Source organism: Halovibrio sp. HP20-59, from assembly GCF_033052795.2.
Classification (GTDB): Bacteria; Pseudomonadota; Gammaproteobacteria; order Pseudomonadales; family Halomonadaceae; genus Vreelandella.
The window spans coordinates 132219-150348 of sequence record NZ_JAWJUW020000007.1; the positions used below are offsets into that span (position 1 = coordinate 132219).

General features: G+C 53.5%; 17 protein-coding genes and 3 pseudogenes. 15 read left to right on the forward strand and 5 right to left on the reverse strand.

Features of this window, described 5'->3' with window-relative positions:
- Positions 1-164: 164 nt before the first annotated feature.
- The 3 genes and pseudogenes from RZA33_RS10490 to RZA33_RS10500 form a co-directional block, all read left to right on the forward strand.
- Positions 165-1193: a DNA-binding protein gene (locus RZA33_RS10490; protein ID WP_052703847.1), complete on the forward strand. Its 1029-nt coding sequence runs from the start codon at positions 165-167 to the stop codon at positions 1191-1193.
- A 380-nt stretch (positions 1194-1573) separates the two neighbouring features.
- A pseudogene (locus RZA33_RS10495) lies at positions 1574-2119 on the forward strand (IS3 family transposase); the annotation flags it as partial.
- Positions 2120-2155: 36 nt separating this feature from the next.
- A pseudogene (locus RZA33_RS10500) lies at positions 2156-2509 on the forward strand (DUF411 domain-containing protein); the annotation flags it as partial.
- Positions 2510-2884: 375 nt separating this feature from the next.
- Here the strand turns inward: RZA33_RS10500 and RZA33_RS10505 are convergent.
- On the reverse strand, positions 2885-3805 hold the full coding sequence (locus RZA33_RS10505) for a bile acid:sodium symporter family protein (protein WP_273195935.1): 921 nt from the start codon (positions 3803-3805) through the stop codon (positions 2885-2887).
- Positions 3806-4009: 204 nt separating this feature from the next.
- Here RZA33_RS10505 and RZA33_RS10510 point away from each other — a divergent pair, with 204 nt between their 5' ends.
- From RZA33_RS10510 to RZA33_RS10520, 3 genes are all read left to right on the forward strand, one after another.
- A complete protein-coding gene (locus RZA33_RS10510; protein WP_159340873.1) occupies positions 4010-4924 on the forward strand; it encodes a cation diffusion facilitator family transporter in 915 nt (304 codons plus the stop codon).
- Between the two features lie 113 nt (positions 4925-5037).
- Entirely contained in the window at positions 5038-5715 is a 678-nt protein-coding gene (locus RZA33_RS10515) for a thioredoxin domain-containing protein (RefSeq protein WP_159340875.1), read from the forward strand.
- Positions 5715-6704: a M23 family metallopeptidase gene (locus tag RZA33_RS10520; protein WP_273195929.1), complete on the forward strand. Its 990-nt coding sequence runs from the start codon at positions 5715-5717 to the stop codon at positions 6702-6704. Before RZA33_RS10515 ends, RZA33_RS10520 begins: the two co-directional genes overlap by 1 nt.
- Positions 6705-6797: 93 nt before the next feature.
- Here RZA33_RS10520 and cadR read toward each other — a convergent pair whose 3' ends face one another.
- Complete coding sequence (gene cadR / locus RZA33_RS10525; protein ID WP_101146561.1) at positions 6798-7205, reverse strand: Cd(II)/Pb(II)-responsive transcriptional regulator; 408 nt, start codon at positions 7203-7205, stop codon at positions 6798-6800.
- Positions 7206-7303: 98 nt separating this feature from the next.
- Here cadR and RZA33_RS10530 point away from each other — a divergent pair, with 98 nt between their 5' ends.
- From RZA33_RS10530 to RZA33_RS10540, 3 genes and pseudogenes are all read left to right on the forward strand, one after another.
- A complete protein-coding gene (locus RZA33_RS10530; RefSeq protein WP_101146565.1) occupies positions 7304-8200 on the forward strand; it encodes a cation transporter in 897 nt (298 codons plus the stop codon).
- A 141-nt stretch (positions 8201-8341) separates the two neighbouring features.
- Positions 8342-9103, forward strand: a complete 762-nt coding sequence (locus RZA33_RS10535) for a ZIP family metal transporter (RefSeq protein ID WP_232774881.1) — start codon at positions 8342-8344, stop codon at positions 9101-9103.
- A 144-nt stretch (positions 9104-9247) separates the two neighbouring features.
- Positions 9248-9510, forward strand: a pseudogene (locus RZA33_RS10540) (ZIP family metal transporter); the annotation flags it as partial.
- A 28-nt stretch (positions 9511-9538) separates the two neighbouring features.
- Here RZA33_RS10540 and RZA33_RS10545 read toward each other — a convergent pair.
- Entirely contained in the window at positions 9539-9997 is a 459-nt protein-coding gene (locus RZA33_RS10545) for a MerR family transcriptional regulator (RefSeq protein ID WP_101146562.1), read from the reverse strand.
- An 86-nt stretch (positions 9998-10083) separates the two neighbouring features.
- On the opposite strand from RZA33_RS10545, the gene RZA33_RS10550 reads away from it, so the two are divergent.
- Genes RZA33_RS10550 through RZA33_RS10565 form a run of 4 tightly spaced genes read left to right on the forward strand, consistent with a single transcriptional unit; the run spans position 10084 to position 15383 of the window.
- Positions 10084-12270, forward strand: a complete 2187-nt coding sequence (locus RZA33_RS10550) for a heavy metal translocating P-type ATPase (RefSeq protein ID WP_317507699.1) — start codon at positions 10084-10086, stop codon at positions 12268-12270.
- Positions 12267-12770 (forward strand): signal peptidase II, encoded by a 504-nt coding sequence (lspA, locus tag RZA33_RS10555; protein WP_035556057.1) that lies wholly within the window; start codon positions 12267-12269, stop codon positions 12768-12770. Before RZA33_RS10550 ends, lspA begins: the two co-directional genes overlap by 4 nt.
- Before the next feature lie 4 nt (positions 12771-12774).
- A complete protein-coding gene (gene lnt, locus RZA33_RS10560) occupies positions 12775-14307 on the forward strand; it encodes an apolipoprotein N-acyltransferase (RefSeq protein WP_273195917.1) in 1533 nt (510 codons plus the stop codon).
- Positions 14308-14360: 53 nt separating this feature from the next.
- Positions 14361-15383, forward strand: coding sequence for a L,D-transpeptidase family protein (locus tag RZA33_RS10565; RefSeq protein WP_416337861.1), 1023 nt, complete (start codon positions 14361-14363; stop codon positions 15381-15383).
- A 274-nt stretch (positions 15384-15657) separates the two neighbouring features.
- Here the strand turns inward: RZA33_RS10565 and RZA33_RS10570 are convergent, their stop codons facing one another.
- Positions 15658-15930, reverse strand: coding sequence for a hypothetical protein (locus RZA33_RS10570; RefSeq protein WP_127062892.1), 273 nt, complete (start codon positions 15928-15930; stop codon positions 15658-15660).
- A gap of 138 nt (positions 15931-16068) precedes the next feature.
- Complete coding sequence (locus RZA33_RS10575) at positions 16069-16944, reverse strand: DUF6685 family protein (RefSeq protein WP_317507700.1); 876 nt, start codon at positions 16942-16944, stop codon at positions 16069-16071.
- A gap of 89 nt (positions 16945-17033) precedes the next feature.
- Between RZA33_RS10575 and RZA33_RS10580 the strand changes: the two genes are divergently transcribed.
- Positions 17034-17717, forward strand: a complete 684-nt coding sequence (locus RZA33_RS10580; protein WP_273195913.1) for a DUF192 domain-containing protein — start codon at positions 17034-17036, stop codon at positions 17715-17717.
- 62 nt (positions 17718-17779) lie between these two features.
- Positions 17780-18058: a type II toxin-antitoxin system RelE/ParE family toxin gene (locus RZA33_RS10585; protein WP_101146622.1), complete on the forward strand. Its 279-nt coding sequence runs from the start codon at positions 17780-17782 to the stop codon at positions 18056-18058.
- Positions 18059-18130: the final 72 nt, after the last annotated feature.

Below are 18130 nucleotides of genomic sequence, written 5' to 3' on the forward strand. Positions count from 1 at the left end.
AGATTTCCTGCACTGGTTGCATTCTTAGGTGGGAATGTTGCACAGCAGATCATCTAGTAGGCTGCGCTAGCATTATTTTTAGGGTTAGCGAAGCTGTTGACTATATTGTATGTATCTTATGTATAATACATACATACAATACATACACTAGGAGATAGCCCGGCATGACTATTAAGCCGGAAATACGGCAACGCATCATTGATGCTGCCGAGAAGCTGGTATCCGAAGGCATCGACAGGCCCACCAATGAACAGGTGCGCGAATGCCTGGGTGGTGGCTCCCTGTCGCATATTTCCCCGGTCATGCGTGAGTGGCGCGATAGCCTAAAAGACAATGCCATCGCTGTGCGAGAAATGCCGAATGAGATCCGCACTGTCTTGGAGCGGGTTGGAGCTGAACTATGGCGCTCCGCTAGCCAGCACGCTGATGAAGAAGTCGAGAAGATACGCGCAGAGTCCGAACAGCGCGAGAAAGCTGCCAACGAAGAGCGAGATGAGGCGCTACGCGAGATTGAGCGACTAGAGGCCAGCATCGCAACCTTGCGTGAACACGGCCATCAGGATGGGCAGCGCATTGAGCAGCAGACGGAGGAGATCCATACGCTTGTGACGGAGAATGCCACCGCAAGGCAGCGGGCAGCGGATGCTATGGGACGAGTTACCGATTTACAAGACCAGCTCTCCCGCCAGAATCAGCAATTGGAAACCATGCGTGTTGAAGCGCAACGGCAACAAACGTTGGTCGACCACTTGCGAGACGAGAAAGCCGATAGCAGCGCCCGGTTGGCCACAATTGAAAGCGAGCTTAAAGCCGCTACACGGGAACTGGAAACCTCTAGTAAACGTGAATTGCAGCTCCAGAAAACGCTCGAGGCCGTCAACGAAGACCTCTCTTCTCTTCAGCAGGAACATGCCAGCCTACGTGCGGAGAATGCCTCTGTTATGAGGCGCAGCGGTGAGCTGCAGGACGAGAACGCAACGCTTCGTACCGATCTCGACAAGATCAAGACATCTTCCAGCGACGCCCGTAGCGAGCTGAAGACAGCGACTAAGCGGATTGAGGAGTTGGCAAATATTCAGGAAGAGCACTCAGAAACCCGGACACAGCTGGCAATCGCTTTATCCCGCGAAGAGGATCTGCGCAAGCAGTTAGCTGACCATCAGAAACGGCTAAAATCAAACAAAAAAGACTAGGGACCAAAGGCAGAGTGATGAGGTACAGGTCAGCCAGGTTACTGACCGGGCTCATGCTGATAATGGCACCAACCGTGGCCACTGCTGATATTATCATAGGCACCTGGTACGTGCGCCAGCTTGGCTGATTACCGATTGCCAAAGTGATACACCCTGGTAGAAGCGCAGAATGGATTCTTCTCCAGCACGAGCAAGTTCAAACCCAAATTACACCGGCTTTCCAATCCTTATATCTAGGGAGGGAAAGATTACTGAGGAAGCCCTGGACATTTGTATAGCGCATCTGATCAAGCGTGGCAGGGTTCAATCCAGGAAGTCGTGGATAACATGCCGGAAAGCGTTGTATCAGTTCTTTGGCTGGTGTGAGGTGACGGGCACCTGATTTAGTGAAACGTGACTTTACGGCCATGCGTCCAAATCAGCTTTGGGTGGCCGATTTTACCTATGTCGCTACCTGGTCTGGCTTCGTTTACGTTGCGTTCGTTATCGATGTTTATGCACGCTGTATCGTGGGTTGGCGTGTAGCGACGTCGATGAGAACGGCACTGGTGCTGGACGCTCTGGAGCAAGCCCTGTGGGCACGAAAGCACAGGCAAGGGTTAATCCACCATAGTGATAGAGGAAGCCAATATCTCTCGATCCGCTACACAGAGCGTATGGCTGATGAGGGTATCGATGCCTCAGTCGGCACCACCGGTGACTCCTACGACAATGCGCTGGCCGAGACCATCATCGGCTTATTCAAAACGGAGGTGATTCACCATCGTGGACCATGGAAAGGGCGAGATGCCGTTGAGTATGCCACGCTGGGATGGGTTGACTGGTTTAACAATCGCCGACTGCTGGAACCCATAGGAAACGTTCCACCAGCAGAACGAGAAAGGACGTATTATCGTCATTTGGAGGAGTCGGGTGAAGCTGCCTGACTCAAACAAACCGGTCTCCGGAATAACCGGGGCGGTTCACTGTATAAGAACCCCCAGTGCGGCTGTTGTGACGAATATGCGCGCCATCTTGAGGAACTTGGCGTAGACGTCACCGTTATTGATGACGTCGAGCTGGGTGATATCAAACAACAGGCGGGCGTACCCTATGGTCTGGGATCGTGCCATACCATCGAAATCGGCGAGTATTGGATCGAGGGCCATGTTCCGATGGAAGCCGTACAGGCGCTGTTTGAGCAACAGCCTGATGTAGACGGCATTGGCCTAGCAGGTATGCCCATCGGTACACCGGGGATGCCAGGGCCTCAGGAAGAGCCCTATGACGTGTATTCCTTTACGGATCAAGAAGACAAGGCGTTTATGACGCTGTAGTAGGTTTTGGATGACATAATTAGACCTCTTGTACTACATGAGATGTTTGTTAAGCACCAGGTGTGTTTCGAGATGATTTGAAAATTGGTTGCGTCAGATGCTCTCTAACGTGCGACATGTTCAAGAAATCATCCAGAAATTGGCGGGGCCTTTCCCAGGGTTCGCTGATACTTTTAAGCACCCTAAATCCAAAAATGAACAGATACCCTGCGAAGCCTCGGTGAGGAATGCTTTTAACAAGGTCGCTATTGGGCACGGTGACTCAGCGAAGGTGCTATGTGCCACATTAGGCTATTGCCGTATTGCTGGTAAGAGCATCCTGCGCGCAAACCAGATGCCAGGTGCACTTCTGGTGAAGCGTCATACTGCCAACCTTCAGTGGCGGGCGAGAATCTTCGCTGCGATGGGCGAAGTGATCATTTGAACCACTGCAAAAAAAGCGGCTGGAATGGCGATTTCTGATGGCAAACCGGAAGCAGCGACAAACGCTGCGGCAATGCTGAATTCCTTTTTACTGACCGTGAAAAGATAGGTAATCACCTCTTTGCGATCGGAGGTGAGTAACCGTGAGGACATACCTACCAGGTATCCAATCAAATTGAGGCACAGGGCCGCCCCCGCAATCACAAACGCATACCAACCATAGCCAATGATCGTGGAGGCATTCGGCCCGACCACGGCGAGTAGGATCAGCAGATACAGAATTGACCCTATCCCTGCATACGCTGAATCATGCCGTGCAAAGAAAGCCGAAAACTTTGTCCGCAAGGTGACCCCAATCACGGTAGGGACAAGCACGATCAGTGTTAATTCAAGAATAATTGATCCAAGCGGTACGTCTAACTGGAGGCCGGTGAGCCATAAAAACAGGAAGGGCACAATAAACGGGCATAACGCGGTATTGACTGCGTTGAAAACAGCGGCAAGCGCCACATTGCCTTTCGCCATTAGTACCAAAAGAGGAGAGGACACATCCGTCGGCAGAGTGCCGAGCAAAGTTTGGCCAGCAGCCAGCGGGCCGCTTCCAAAAAATAGACGGCCCGTCAGCCACCCGGCAACTGACATAGGCCCATAGACCAGACCCAGTGCCAACAACTGCCGTGATGGCTTACGGAACACGATGCGAACTGCATGCGCATCGAACGTGAGGCTGATGATCAACATCAGTAATGCCAGTAAGGGCCCAATCGCGAACTCAAGCATTATTCCGCTGGTTGGAAAGAGTAAGCCTACCCCCGCGACGACCATCACAAACCAGACAAGGTGCGCCTCGACAAAATAAATGAATCTACTCATGGTGGATTGGACGTTACCGGTTGAAGTGGATTGAGCTCTGTACCTAAAACATGATCACTTCGGCCCAGCACGCCATGACTTGCTTGGGAGCAAGGGACGTGCTTCCCAATCCAGCGGTGCAAATAGGCAATGCTCAAGGGTTGAAGCTTTAGTTGCTAGAGGTTTTATAGTACCAAGAACAGATAATTCGTGAGAGGGTAACAGATGGGACATCATCATGATCATCCCCACATTGATCCTGCCTCTGGCGACCGGCGCGTCAGCATCTCCATTTGGGCCAATGGGCTCTTAACCATCGCTCAAATCGTCGGTGGCATTATGGCGGGAAGCTTATCGCTGATCGCTGATGCATTACATAACTTTTCAGACATGGCAGCGTTAGTCATTGCCTTTGCTGCTCGTAAAATCGCCAGACGGCCCGCCGATGCGCACATGACCTTTGGCTATGGCCGCATCGAGATAGTGGCAGCACTCATCAACTACACCACCCTCATTATTGTCGGCGTCTACCTGATTTACGAAGGCGCTATGCGGATGATCGATCCCCCTGAGATAGAGGGATGGACGATCGTGATTATTGGTGGCGTCGCGCTTGTCGTCGATGCCCTTACCGCCGTGCTCACGTGGTCAATGCAAAAAGAGAGTGTCAATATCCGCGCCCTTTTTCTGCATAACTTATCGGATGCGTTTGCCTCCATCGCTGTGATTATCGGTGGTTCGCTTATTTTACTGTACGACATGCGCTGGGTAGACCCCGCCATCACGATAGGGATTGCGCTATATATTCTTTACCTTGCCTTCTCTGAAATTGGTGGCCCTATCCGTACGCTAATGCTGGGATCTCCACCGGACATTGACGGGCAGGCAGTCATTGAGACCGTCCGAAATATCGAGGGAGTCCAGGATATTCACCATGTGCATCTATGGCAGATGCAGGAAAACATGGCAGCCCTTGACTGCCACGTGGTTCTGACAGAAACCGGCTGGCAGCAGCTTGAATCCGTCAAAGCAGAGATCAAGGAGCAGCTTAAAATGCGCTTCAGTATTGCTCATTCCAGCCTAGAGTTTGAGCATAGTGATCACGCGCATCAAAATGCCAATCTATATGGGCACGAGTGACAGACCGAGGCCGACTCCCGGCTCAGGTAGGTAGCGAGCGACTTACTCCCATAGCGATTGGCTTATTTTTCCACCCTACTTTTCCACCCCATCGTTGAGACAGAGAGAGAAACATGTTCAAAAAAGCGTCTTTTATATTAGCCGGTACGTTAATGCTAACCGCTGCAATCGTCGCCGTATCAAAACCTGCCCTCTTAGATATGCAAGCTCAGGCAGCAAAGGAGAGCGGTGTCCAGGCTGAGGACTCCTTGGTGCGTTCACACTCCCCCATCTTGGGGCGAGAAGACGCGCCGGTAACGATTGTGGAATTCTTCGATCCGGCTTGCGAAGCCTGCCGTGCTTTCTATCCCCTGACAAAAAGTATTCTGGAAACCTACCCAGAAAAAGTGCGGCTCATCGTGCGCTACACTCCTTTCCACGGCGACGTATCTGATAAGGCCATTCGGGTATTAGAAGTCGCTCGTCGTCAGGGCGTCTTTGAACCGGTACTGGAGAGGCTGCTGGCTCGCCAGGATCAATGGGCCTCACATGGCAGTTTTGATGAATCCGCTATCCTCGATATCGCGAGCCAAGGGGGCCTTGATTTAGCGACTGCTGAAGAGCAACTGACTTCTGCTGAGGTGCAGGCGGTGATTGACCAAGACATGGAGGATGTCAGAGCCAATCAGATTCGCCAAACACCCACCTTTTTTGTCAATGGCGAGCCTTTAGATCCCTTTGGTATGCAAGAGCTGATTGATGCCGTTGAGAGTGAAGTAGCGGAGATCTCTGGGGAAGAGGATGGCCAGTGATGCAGCGCTGGTGGTTACTAGGCTTGATGGGCTTTTACCCCTTGCTAGCCGAAGCCAATTGGCAAACGCATCTGTTATTGCCGCCGTCTGAACTTAGCCCTGTCAGGTTACAGGCGGCTAGCGAGCAAGAAGGCACATTACCGCTCGATAGCGTTGATACCCTAACCTTTGGGCGTGATGTCGTCATTGATACCACCCTCTACGAGGCCTTGGCAGCAGAAGGTGTACCAACGCGTTTCGCCACTAAACTGGAAACACTGCTCAGCGAGTTTATCGCAGCACCATTGGAGTTCTCAGGCAAAGAGCGTATTCAATTAGTGTGGGAGGAAGATCGACGCCAGGACGGCACCCGAGTTGGGCCACCACGCCTCAGTTATGCCGCTCTGCCTGACCAGACAGAGCCCTTAGAGGTTATATGGCCAGTCACTCCAAAGGGGGACGTTGCTCTTTTCAAAAGCGACACCCTGCTAGGCACGTTGCGGTTGCCCGTTCTTAGTGCTCGCTTAACGTCTCGCTTTGGAAATCGGCGACATCCTGTGTATGGAGGGATGCGTCCTCATAATGGGATTGACTTGGCTGCGCCGACAGGAACGCCGGTCATTGCCACCGCACCTGGGCGCGTATCCTTTATGGGTCGCCAAGGAGGATATGGGCAGGTGATCGAGGTGAAGCACGATACAGGGGCAGTTAGTCGCTACACACACCTTAGCCGATTTTCCCCACAGTTAGTGGTTGGGAATTTAGTCAACGCTGGGGAGCCGCTCGGAGAGGTAGGTTCGTCCGGGGTCGCCACGGGGCCCAACCTGCATTACGAAGTGAGAGTCAATAACCAGCCTGTTGACCCCCTTGATCAAGGTCAACGCATCATGTTGGGCGAACAGTCGACTCAAAGTGAATATCAAGCGTCACTTTACGAGGCAAGAGATCGCTTAGAACAAGCTATCGGTACGGCTTCTATTTACGATCTGATTTCACTTAACGAGCAATAAAATTTGGATAAGTGGATTAAATGGTGGGTGTCACCGTTGCATGAGAGTGAGGCAAACCGACCTCTCATCGGAATATCTGGTTGATGCTTGAGCCTACTGTGAGTACATATTTCCTTCGCTAATTCCGGCAAGAACGCCACACGCTTCAATTTCTCGATCATCATTGCAACATGCTCGCAGTGAAACGAGATGTTTCTCAAGCGTTTGCAGAGCGGTTATCTGCGATTGCACATGAGAGATGTGCTCATCAAGCATTGCGTTGACGGCAGTACACGGCTGGTGAGGGTCGTCCTGATAGCGTTGTAGCTCGCGAATCTCTGTCAGTGACAGATCAAGGATTCGACAGTGACGGATAAAGGCAAGCCGCTCACCATGCTTCTCGTTATAAATGCGGTAACCATTCTGCTGGCGGTCTGGCAGCGGCAACAGGCCCTGTTTTTCATAGAAGCGGATCGTCTGCGTGTCGATACCCGCTATCTGGGCTAACTGACCAATGCGCATCAGGCTTACTCCTTAACGGATCATCTGTCTTATTGACCTTATAGTGACTATATAGTTTTAAATGATGACAAACTATGTTGGCTAACTGGAGCCGTACCGTGCGTAAAACCGGTGGAGGCCCATGTGGCTGCGACGCAACGTCTGCAACGGATACCGATATGCCGGTCTTCTCCGAAGCGTCAGGGAAGTATGTCAGTGTGTATGCCGTGCCGAAGATGGATTGTCCTTCAGAAGAACGGATGATCCGCTTGGCGCTGAATGGCTTTGATGAGATTCAAACGCTGTCATTTGACTTGTCGAACCGCCGGTTGGAGGTCTTGCATGATGGTGAGGCTGAGCCCATTACCGCAAAACTGGCAACCTTGGGGCTAGGTGCTTCTCTTCAGGAAACTGTCATTGCCGACCCAGAGACAATTAGGGCCGCTGAGAGCTCGGCGGCTTCTGCGACGCAGGAGTCTGGCACCCTGCGCGTGTTGCTCGGCATCAATGCGCTCATGTTCGTGGTGGAAATGACTGCTGGCCTGATCGCCCAGTCTACCGGCTTGATCGCTGATTCCCTGGACATGTTTGCCGATGCAGCTGTCTATGGCCTGGCCCTCTATGCCGTAGGGCACAGTGCGAAGATGCAGATACGTGCCGCGCATCTGGCTGGGGTACTGCAACTGATTTTGGCTATCGGCGTGCTCGTCGAAGTGTTGCGACGTTTTGTATTCGGTAGTGAGCCTGAATCGCTGATGATGATGGCCATCGCCTTCGTCGCGTTGATCGCCAATACCGGTTGTCTGCTATTGATATCCAAGCACCGCGAGGGCGGCGCACATATGAAGGCAAGCTGGATATTCTCGGCCAATGATGTGCTGATCAATATGGGTGTCATCACCGCCGGTGCCTTGGTCGCCTGGACGGGGTCTAGCTACCCTGACCTGATTATCGGTACCATCGTGGGTCTGATCGTCCTCAACGGCGCCCGGCGCATCCTAGCGCTCAAGGCATAAGGCTGCACGGTATGCAGCTATCGATGCCTGGGACACTTAATCGAAGTGGCTGTACAAGTGCGCTAGGCCTGAACGACTACGAGTAGCGTGAGGTCCGGAACTAGTAAGGCAGCGTATCTAGGAATCTACCAAGGAAGGAAGATGATGGATAGTATTTGGCTGGTACTCGGCTTGGCGCTGTTGCCCGCGTTGGGAAACTTCAGTGGCGGGCTTGCTGCGGAGGCCTCCCGAACGACAGGGCGCCGTCTCAATTACGCCCTTCACGGTGCTGCCGGCCTCGTCATTGCGGTGGTGGCGGTGGAAATCATGCCACGTGTGCTGGAGAGCCTTTCAGCCTGGCTAATCGCCCTCGCTTTCGCGCTGGGTGGCATTGTTTACGTAGGCCTTGAGAAGCTCGTTGAGAGTCTCCAGAAGCGGCAAGGTCAGCAGAAAGAAGGCAGTCAGACGAGTGTCTGGATGATCTATATCGCCGTGTCCATCGACCTGTTCAGCGATGGCCTCCTGATCGGGGCGGGGTCGGCGGTCTCACCGTCGGTCGCGATAATCCTGGCGGCGGGGCAGGTGCTCGCGGATGGCCCTGAGGGGTTTGCGATGATCGCCAACATGAAAGACAAAGGAATTCCCCGCAGCAAGCGCTTGCTGATCTCTGCCTCCTTGGCGGTTCCCGTACTCTCGGCAGCCATCTTCGCTTATTTCGTGCTCAGGGACCTACCGGAAGCGTTCAAGCTAGCGGCATTGACGTTCACGGCAGGCCTTCTCACGGTCGCTGCCATCGAGGACATGATATCCGAGGCTCATGAGAGCGGAGAAGATACCCACGTCTCGCCGCTGGCCTTCATAGGCGGCTTTGTCCTGTTCGTTCTGGTATCGGCAGGCTTGGAAGGGGTTGTGTCACAAGGCTAATGTACAGCTCTCCAATAAAGCCCCTGTCGTGCTGACCCACGAAGCAGCCCCTGTTTACGGTGCACCTAATCGTGGACAGAAATATTCACTTTCCCCCCAGGTCAGTCCCGCCGAATGGGTTGATGTGCAAGAATGCCAAGCGTGGGCTATTCACGTTGGCGGTCATGGACGATTGCCACCCTTACGGGGCTTGTTGAGCCATTGGGTGGCTTATTAGGCGCTGGGGTCGTCAGCATGTCACAAGCGTTGCTTCCCTGGGGATTGGCCTTTGCGGCGGGAGCGATGCTGTATGTGATCAGTCATGAGATTATTCCCGGAACTCATCGGAGCGGGCACAAAAAAAGGCCACGCTGGGCCTTTCCATCGGATTGGTACTCATGCTGTTTTTGGATGTTTCTCTGGGCTAACCATTGGGCGTGGGGCGTAGCGTTAGTTCTAACCCAAGTCGTGAGCCCCTCCGTGCGATTTTTCAGTGATACAGAGCTGATGATCACTGATGACCTCAATGATTCGGCAGCTTCCCACTTTGCCACCGGCACACTGCGTGACCATCCGTTGAAGCTCCTCACGCAGTGCGGACAGTCGCTGAAGGCGGGACTCCACTTTCTTTAGGTGATGCGTGGCGATGGCATCGACTTCTTGGCAAGGCATATCAGGCTGATCTGACATGGCCAAAAGCTCTCGCACTGACTCCACCGAAAAGCCAAAGTCTCGGGCATGACGAATGAAGGTCAAACGCCGCACAGCGTCGTCTCCATAGCGGCGCTGCCCTCCGCCGGTTCGTGTTGCATCGCGCAGCAGCCCAATACGCTCGTAATAACGAACCGTTTCAGGTTTGCAATCGGCTCGTCGTGCTAACTCACCAATGCTGATACTTTGCCCCATCATCGACATGGTAAAACTCCTTACGTAGGGCTTGAAGCTATAGTTGCTACAAGGTTTACACTTCAAAACCATAGCCCATTGAGAGAAGAGGCACCATGAAAACATCAACGCAGGCGACAGCGACTACCTTTTTGACGCTGCGTGTTGAAGGCATGGACTGCGGCGGTTGTGAGCGCAAGGTCGTGTCGGCGCTAGAGCGGCTGGACGGCATTGAGGAAGTCACGGCAAGCTCGGTCACGGGATCGGTGAAGATTCATCACCATGATCACGGGGCCCCCTCGCGAAAGACCATTGAGGGCATTCTGAACGAACTAGGCTATCAAGTGACTTCCCCTGATGGCCAAACACGCGCATCTGGTTCTTCATCCCCTTGGTGGCAAACCGCTAAAGGGCGCTTGGTCATTATCACAGGAAATCTGCTGATCGTAGCCTTCGCGCTTCGTTTAGCATGGCCTGCGCTGGGTAATGTGCCGTTCATTCTGGCCACGCTGGTCGGCTTAATGCCCATTGCGCAGAGTGCCTGGGGCGCCCTCAAAATGCGCAACCCCTTTACCATCGAGATGCTGATGTGCATCGCTGCGCTTGGCGCATTGGCCATCAATGCTGCCGCTGAAGCTGCGATGGTCGTGTTCTTGTTCGCCGTAGGTGAGCTACTCGAAGGGGTAGCTGCTTCACGGGCGCGCCGCAGTATCTCAGCCTTGGCAAATTTAGCACCCTCAACGGCGAGGCTGATGGACAATGGCCATCTGCGTGACGTCTCGGCGGAGTCACTTAAACCCGGCCAGCGTGTGCTGGTGCGGCCCGGTGATCGCGTTCCCTGCGATGGACGCATCCTGGTGGGCACCTCCGACATTGACGAGTCGCCGGTAAACGGCGAGTCCATACCCCGTTCGCGAGCGCCTGGTGATGACATTTTTGCTGGCACAGTGAATCTTGATGCCGCCCTGGAGGTGGAGGTAACACGAGGCGCTGATGACAATACGATCGCACGCGTTATTCGCCTGGTTGAAGAAGCACAGGCCGCCAAGGCACCGATAGCACGCTTTATTGATCGTTTTGCGTATTACTATATGCCCGCCGTCGTCTTACTCGCCCTCCTGATGGCGATAGTGCCACCGCTGGTATCGACCATGGCATGGTCGGAGTCGATTTACCGTGCGTTAGCATTGCTGTTAATCGCATGCCCCTGCGCGTTAGTCATTTCCACCCCAGCCGCCATCGCCGCAGGCCTCTCGGCGGGCGCTCGGCGCGGCCTATTGATCAAAGGGGGAGCCGTTCTTGAACAGTTAGGTAAGCTTCGCTTGGTGGCATTAGATAAAACGGGCACCCTCACTGCGGGTACTCCAAGAGTCACAGATGTGGAGTCTTGGATCGCTGAGGAAGACGATAACAGCGTATTGCGGCTCGCCGCCGCGATAGAGCGAGATTCCAGTCACCCTATCGCCACGGCTATCGTTGAGCATGCCCGACAATCGGGCCTAAACCTCCCCACCGCCACCGGCAGCCGCGCTCTGGCGGGGCGCGGTGTCTCAGGCCAGGTGGAGGGTCGCGAGCTGAGCTTAATGACGCCTCGTCACCTTCACGAGAAAGTCATCCTGGAGGAAAGTCTCAGTGCTCGGATTATCGCGTTAGAAGAAGCCGGTAAGAGCCTCGCTCTCCTCGTCGAAGGCGAGCGTTTGTTGGGCTTGATCGCTGTTCGCGATGAGCCACGCGAAGATGCCCTTGAAGGCCTAGCGGCGCTATCCCGTTTAGGCGTACAGGCGGTCATGCTCAGCGGTGATAATGCCCGCACCGTCGCTGCCACTGGGGGTCGCTTAGGCATTGAAGCGTACGGCGAACTAATGCCTGAAGACAAGGCAGCGTATGTTCGAGACTGGCAAGCGACAGGTCGTGGCCCCATCGGTAAAGTAGGCGATGGCATCAACGATGCACCGGCACTCGCGGCAGCCGATGTGGGTATCGCGATGGGTGGCGGCACGGATGTGGCGTTGGAAACCGCCGATGCAGCCTTGCTCAAGAACCGCGTTACCGGCATCGCTGAGCTGATAGACCTCTCTCGTGCCACGCTACGCAATGTGAAAACCAACGTTGTTCTCGCCCTTGGCTTAAAAGCCATTTTCCTGGTCACCACAGCGCTGGGTATTACCGGTATGTGGATTGCGGTGATGGCCGATACCGGTGCTACCGTCCTGGTGACGTTGAACGCCATGCGACTGCTGGGTTATCGCTTTTCGCCCAGTACCGCATTGACAGGCCTGTCACAAGGAACAACAACGTCATGAGAACAGCGCAACACGACAGCCCTTCACGACGTTGGCCATGGTTCACATTTGCTTGCGTGTTGGCTCTAGCCGATCAACTGGTCAAAGAAATCGTGCATGCCCAGATGTCGTTTGGCCAAGTCATTCCGCTAACGCCGTTTTTTAACTGGGTATACACCGGTAATACAGGAGCCGCTTTTAGCTTTCTCGCGGAGGCAGGTGGTTGGCAGCGCTACCTCTTTCTTGGTTTAGCGTTGGTGGTGGTCGTCGTATTGCTCGTGCAGCTATGCAAACCCCTGCCGCGCTTGGAAGCCTGTGCGTACAGTCTGATTCTTGGCGGCGCACTCGGCAATACCGTTGATCGGTTAGCGCGTGGGTACGTCGTCGACTATCTGGACGTTTACTGGAGCGAATGGCATTGGCCCGCCTTTAACATGGCCGATATCGCGCTATTTGCCGGTGTATTGATGTTCGCAGTGGCGTTATGGCGTGAAAGTCCTGCTTTTAAGCGCTCTGAGTAACGGTATGGACTCAGTCGATCAAGAAAAAAAATATACGTTTGTGGCTGGGCGACTCTCACCAACAGTCGATTGCGTTGTAGCGCTAGCCGCTGGGGTGCTGACCACCTTGAGTGCCGCCCCCTTTTCCCTATGGTGGCTTGGCCCAGTGGCCGTGGCACTGGTCTATTGGAAGATAGCGTCGCTAACGCCTGCCATGGCCACCCTGCGTGGGTGGTGCTATGGGGTAGGCCTGTTCGGTTCTGGCACATCGTGGGTCTTCGTTGCTATTCACGACTTCGGTGGCACCGGGGCCTTGGTGGCGATGTTCCTCACCACTCTTTTTGTCAGCGTCCTGGCGCTCTTCTTTGCAATCCCCTTTGGGCTCTATCGACGCATCACGGGGCCACGGTTCGCCTTTCTTAGCTTTGCCGGTATGTGGGTGGTGAGCGAATGGCTACGCACTTGGTTGCTCACCGGCTTTCCCTGGTTATTGCTCGGCACCTCTCAGATTGATTCTCCACTAGCCCCATGGGCGCCCGTTGGTGGTGTGTACTTGCTGTCACTCATGACCGCGCTGACAGGTACGTTAGGGGTAGAGGTTCTGCGTCGCCGCTGGGTTTTCCTTGTCCCAATGGCCGCCTTGTGGATCGTTCCATTCCTATTGCCCGCCCAATGGACAACCCCTGCTGGCAAGCCCATCCGGGTGGCATTGCTGCAAGGGAATCTTGACCAGCGCATTAAGTGGACTGCCCAAGGGCAGCGCGAGGCGGTCAATATCTACACAACGATGACACAAGAGCAAGCAAGGGACATCGATCTCATCGTTTGGCCCGAGGCAGCCCTTCCCATGCTTGAGCAGGAAGCACAGCGAATACTGGAGCAAGTAGCGTCCGACCTGGGGCCTAACACCTCCTTGTTGACCGGCATTTTGCAACGCGACAGTGAAGGGCGCTCTTATAACAGCGTCATAGGGCTAAATGATGTGCAAGGCGAATACCAGAAAGCGCACTTAGTACCCTTTGGCGAGTATTTGCCATTCCAAAGCCTCCTCGCTGACACCCTTGCTTTTTTCGACTTGCCAGCACCCCGCCTGACCCCAGGGTCAGACGGACAGGCTCCGTTACACGTGGCTGGAACCACCATTGGCACTGCCATCTGTTACGAGATCATTTTCGCCGACCATGTCGCCCAACAGGCGCGTAATGCCGAGCTGCTATTAACGGTTTCCAACGATACGTGGTTTGGGCGTTCCATTGGCCCACACCAACATCTTCAAATGGCGCGTCTACGTGCCTTAGAAAATGGTCGTCACCTAATTCGAGCTACCAGTAATGGCGTGACGGCCATCATCGATTCACAAGGTCACGTCACAGCCCGTGCCCCACAGTTTGAACAGGCCAGTTTAACTGGCGAAGTGACCCCGATGCAGGGCCTAACTCCTTTCACACGCACCGGTAGTGGCCCCTCTTGGATACTCGCTGCCTTGCTGACGCTGCTCGGATTACAACTCAACTTATCTCGATCAAAAAACGACGCATTAGATGAAAAAGGAACCTAGCGATGCTCTCGGTAAATAACGCAGCAATACTTAAGAGACTCCTCCCATGGCCAATGCAGATGGGCTTCATCATGAGTGTGATGGTTTCGTCTCTGGCATGGCTCCCTGTCGCCATGGCGGCACAACCCGCCACTACCCAGGAGACGGAATGGCCCAAGGGGCATTACCCGCTACCTGAGGAAGGCAATATTATCGGAGAGGCTGACACCTTCACCGTGAAGGATTACGACGATACCTTGATAGATATTGCCAAGCGTCACAACCTTGGCTATTTGGAGATGACCCGTGCAAATCCAGAGGTCAGCATCTGGGTTCCAGGGGTGGGCACGGAAGTGACTATTCCCGGACGTTTTATTCTGCCGAATGTCGAGCGAACTGGGATCGTAATCAATATCGCCGAGCTGCGGCTTTACTACTATCCAGATGTCAATAAAGGTGAGACACCGCGCGTTGAGACCTATCCTATCGGCATCGGTCGCGAAGGGTTTGATACCCCTCTCGGTGTGACCGAGACCACCATGAACATTAAAAACCCCGCATGGTACCCGCCTGAGTCGGTAAAACGTGAAGCTGAAGCACGCGGCGAAACCGCGCCAAGTGTTGTCCCGCCCGGCCCCGATAACCCGCTGGGAGACCACGCCATTATCTTAGGCTTCGATGGCTATTTGATTCACGGTACCAACCAGCCCGATGGCATTGGCATGCGTGCAAGCCGTGGCTGTATACGCATGTTGCCTGACGATATTGAATCAATTTTTGACCGCATACCGGCGGGCACCCAGGTCAATATCATCAACCAACCTATTAAAATCGGTTGGGACAACGGACAGCCGCTGGTACAGGCATTACCTCCTTTAGGGGTGGAGGATCACACCATGACCGCTATATCAGATGCCATTTCACGCCTTGAGCAACGCAATGTAGATGGCGTTAGCTTCGATTACGAACAGCTTAGCGATTTACTAGCATTATCCAACGGGCTTATCGAACCTCTGTATCCGAAGCCGGAACCGAGTAATAAAGAAGACGACAATATCAACAGTGTTTATGAAGAACTGACACTTCATTCGTCGTGAATGTCGATAAAGACAAGGCAGAGCGTTTTTTCAGCCCTTTGGAGAACAACGGCTTGGCTACCGTCAAACCCTTAATATTCGTCGTGTGTTGTTGATTGAGCTCTTCCATCACTAGCGTAGAAAGAGCTAATGCGATCATCACAACGTTGGTAGCATCCACTTTCGGTAGCACTGAAGTGTGACGAAGAGGATCTATTCTAAGCCCCTTCCACTGGCTGGCAGGGGCTTTTTCTATACCTAGGCAAAGTGATAAATATTATTTCCCTATTAAGATTCATTTATTCCAGTGTTTGTTTAGTGGCTGATGCTCTGGGTTCGCCTTATCAATTGCAGCACCGATAGCAGCATAGGCGTGTTGGTACGTCTTATAGTTTTTCTGATTGCTGTAATACACGTTAAAATCAACAAGGCTTCGCACCACTGCCAGCAGGGTTTCTGGCTCACCATCACGAGTGATAACGTCAATAGCGTCGGTCACAGATTCATCGTAAACGCGCATAGCTATCTCGGCGTGAAACGCCTCTGCGTCGTGTTTAATCTTTGCCAAGTTCATTCTCCTTATGCGTTGCTTATCAATGTACTTTCAAAGCCCTCTAACAGCCTGGTGGTTCTTCTAGCTACTACGCGCTGCCGCAATAACACCAGCTGAAGTCAGCCCTGTCCAATGAATGTGCCCAGTTGTTGTCTATTGTTGTTTCGCCTGTTTGCGTAAGAGGTCGCCGACATCGAGCCAGCCGTAAGCTCGGAATATATTGGCTACGCCCATGGCTTTACTGTTCTCACAGGACAACAGTAAAAGGTGATGGCCATCCTGCCACGGCGGGGGTGCTGAACAGATGGCGAATGGGATCTGCGCAGCCTCCATACGCTTCATAAACGCCTCGTTCATCGTGTGCTGCTCTGGCTCGCAAAAGATGTCGAAGGCGCTGAGAATAACGTGGGTGACCTCGGGGTTCAGTGCATGCTTGGTCAAGGGAGCTTCTATGCGCAGCTCAGGATCGAAGAAGCCAGCAATCAGACGAGCTGCAGCGAAGTGATGGGCGCCGCCCTGGTTGTTTAGATGGTATCCCCAGGGCCGCCAGCTGAAACCTTCCATTGATTCTTCAGTGCCAGCGCCGCCATGGAAGCGGAGTTCATGCCAGTTGAGCAAAGGTTCGATGCTGGCACGATTGTTGTGAACCAATTCGCGACATTCGCCGATAGCACAGGAGTCGAGAGTGGCGTAGCCGACGAGATCGCCTTTTCCAGACGCCAGGGAGATGATGCCTCTGATCGAGCAGCTGAAGTTATCATCGTAGGTGGTCGTTGTGAGTCCAGCGGCCGCTGGATAAGGCAGGCGCTGACATTGCAGCCCCGTTCGCCCTGGTCGCCAGTAGGCAATATCACCCCCTAAGCAAAGCGGCCATCGGTGCCATTGGATGATGCCGAGTTCGCTGGTGCTAGCGGCTGGGAGCGTTACCTGGGCTGCTAAGTGCGAAAATTCAATAGCGTGCTGCACGACTGCTGGGCTGGCCCAGCAAGCATGGCGCAGCCAGCGGATCAGTAATGTGGTTGCCAGCATAATATGTCCCCCCAAAGCCTAAACGTTACGGTCACCCTCGGCTCTATCTTGGAGTGATATTCTGATTTTATTCTGGAGCCCAGGTGATAATGTCACGGCGTCAACAAAGGCTTGTGAGATTCGATCGGCCCACTACCCCGCAAATTATCGGCATTTTGGCCCTTTTCTTGATTGGCACTGCACTAATCACCGGGATGATTCTTCGACAGGCCACTGCATTTTCCTCTGGTGTCTTGCACGCTAAGGAAGGCCGGTATTCGCTCGTGCTTGAGGTGGTATCTACCTCGCGCCAGCGTCGCAACGGCCTAATGGAGCGTGACTCACTGGCTCCCGATGCTGGCATGCTCTTCGTCTATGATGAGGAGCAGACAGCCGATCATGCTTTCTGGATGTACCAAACTCGTATACCGCTTGATATTGCCTTCCTCGACCATGTCGGAGAGATCCAATCAATCACCAGCATGGACCCCTGCACGACCGAAAAAGGAGCCTGTCCGCGTTATCCAGCTGGCACGAGCTTCTGGATGGCCCTGGAGGTAAATGCCGGCTACTTCAATGAGCATGGTATAGCCGCTGGAGATCGCCTTGAGATCGACCCTTTACAGCACCACCCCCCTCTTAAAACCTGTTTTACTGTAGGAGTGAGAGAGAAGCACGTTAATGAGCACACCCGTTTTTTCACCTCAATCGGGGCCAATCTAGTTGGCGGAACAACTGCTCCTGTACTGTCAGCCATGCCACCTTTAAGCAGTTTCTACCTCAGCTGTCATTGACGCGTGTAGCGTTACGCGCTACACTTCGAGGGCGTTTCACAACAAGGGAGCAAAGCAATGCGATGATACAGAAGATCAAACACAAAGGGCTTAAACGTCTTTATGAGAAGGGAGAATCCCAAGGAGTACAACCAAACCATGTAGACGATTTAAGAGGCATACTTGCTGCACTGGACGCAGCCACTAAGCCAAACGATATGAATTTGCCAGGATTTGATTTTCATAGTTTGAAGGGTGATAGAAAAGGCTTTTTTTCGGTGCATGTAAACGGTAATTGGGTAGTGATATTTACGTTTGATGGGGAAGATGTACACCTTGTTGACTATTTAGACTACCACTAACCCCGGCGTTCCTTGATAACCGGCTCGGTACGGTTATCAAGGGCCACCGAGAAAGATGGCCTCGCAGACGTA

Excerpts from the sequence above, each read along its gene's own strand:
- RZA33_RS10545 (WP_101146562.1), bottom strand. The coding sequence starts at position 9,997 with ATGTCGATGATGGGGCAAAGTATCAGCATTGGTGAGTTAGCACGACGA.
- RZA33_RS10505 (WP_273195935.1), bottom strand. The coding sequence starts at position 3,805 with ATGAGTAGATTCATTTATTTTGTCGAGGCGCACCTTGTCTGGTTTGTG.
- cadR (WP_101146561.1), bottom strand. The coding sequence starts at position 7,205 with ATGCGCATTGGTCAGTTAGCCCAGATAGCGGGTATCGACACGCAGACG.
- RZA33_RS10490 (WP_052703847.1), top strand. The coding sequence starts at position 165 with ATGACTATTAAGCCGGAAATACGGCAACGCATCATTGATGCTGCCGAG.
- RZA33_RS10510 (WP_159340873.1), top strand. The coding sequence starts at position 4,010 with ATGGGACATCATCATGATCATCCCCACATTGATCCTGCCTCTGGCGAC.
- RZA33_RS10535 (WP_232774881.1), top strand. The coding sequence starts at position 8,342 with ATGATGGATAGTATTTGGCTGGTACTCGGCTTGGCGCTGTTGCCCGCG.
- RZA33_RS10580 (WP_273195913.1), top strand. The coding sequence starts at position 17,034 with ATGTCACGGCGTCAACAAAGGCTTGTGAGATTCGATCGGCCCACTACC.
- lnt (WP_273195917.1), top strand. The coding sequence starts at position 12,775 with ATGGACTCAGTCGATCAAGAAAAAAAATATACGTTTGTGGCTGGGCGA.
- RZA33_RS10575 (WP_317507700.1), bottom strand. The coding sequence starts at position 16,944 with ATGCTGGCAACCACATTACTGATCCGCTGGCTGCGCCATGCTTGCTGG.
- lspA (WP_035556057.1), top strand. The coding sequence starts at position 12,267 with ATGAGAACAGCGCAACACGACAGCCCTTCACGACGTTGGCCATGGTTC.
- RZA33_RS10515 (WP_159340875.1), top strand. The coding sequence starts at position 5,038 with ATGTTCAAAAAAGCGTCTTTTATATTAGCCGGTACGTTAATGCTAACC.
- RZA33_RS10550 (WP_317507699.1), top strand. The coding sequence starts at position 10,084 with ATGAAAACATCAACGCAGGCGACAGCGACTACCTTTTTGACGCTGCGT.
- RZA33_RS10520 (WP_273195929.1), top strand. The coding sequence starts at position 5,715 with ATGCAGCGCTGGTGGTTACTAGGCTTGATGGGCTTTTACCCCTTGCTA.
- RZA33_RS10585 (WP_101146622.1), top strand. The coding sequence starts at position 17,780 with ATGATACAGAAGATCAAACACAAAGGGCTTAAACGTCTTTATGAGAAG.
- RZA33_RS10565 (WP_416337861.1), top strand. The coding sequence starts at position 14,361 with ATGCAGATGGGCTTCATCATGAGTGTGATGGTTTCGTCTCTGGCATGG.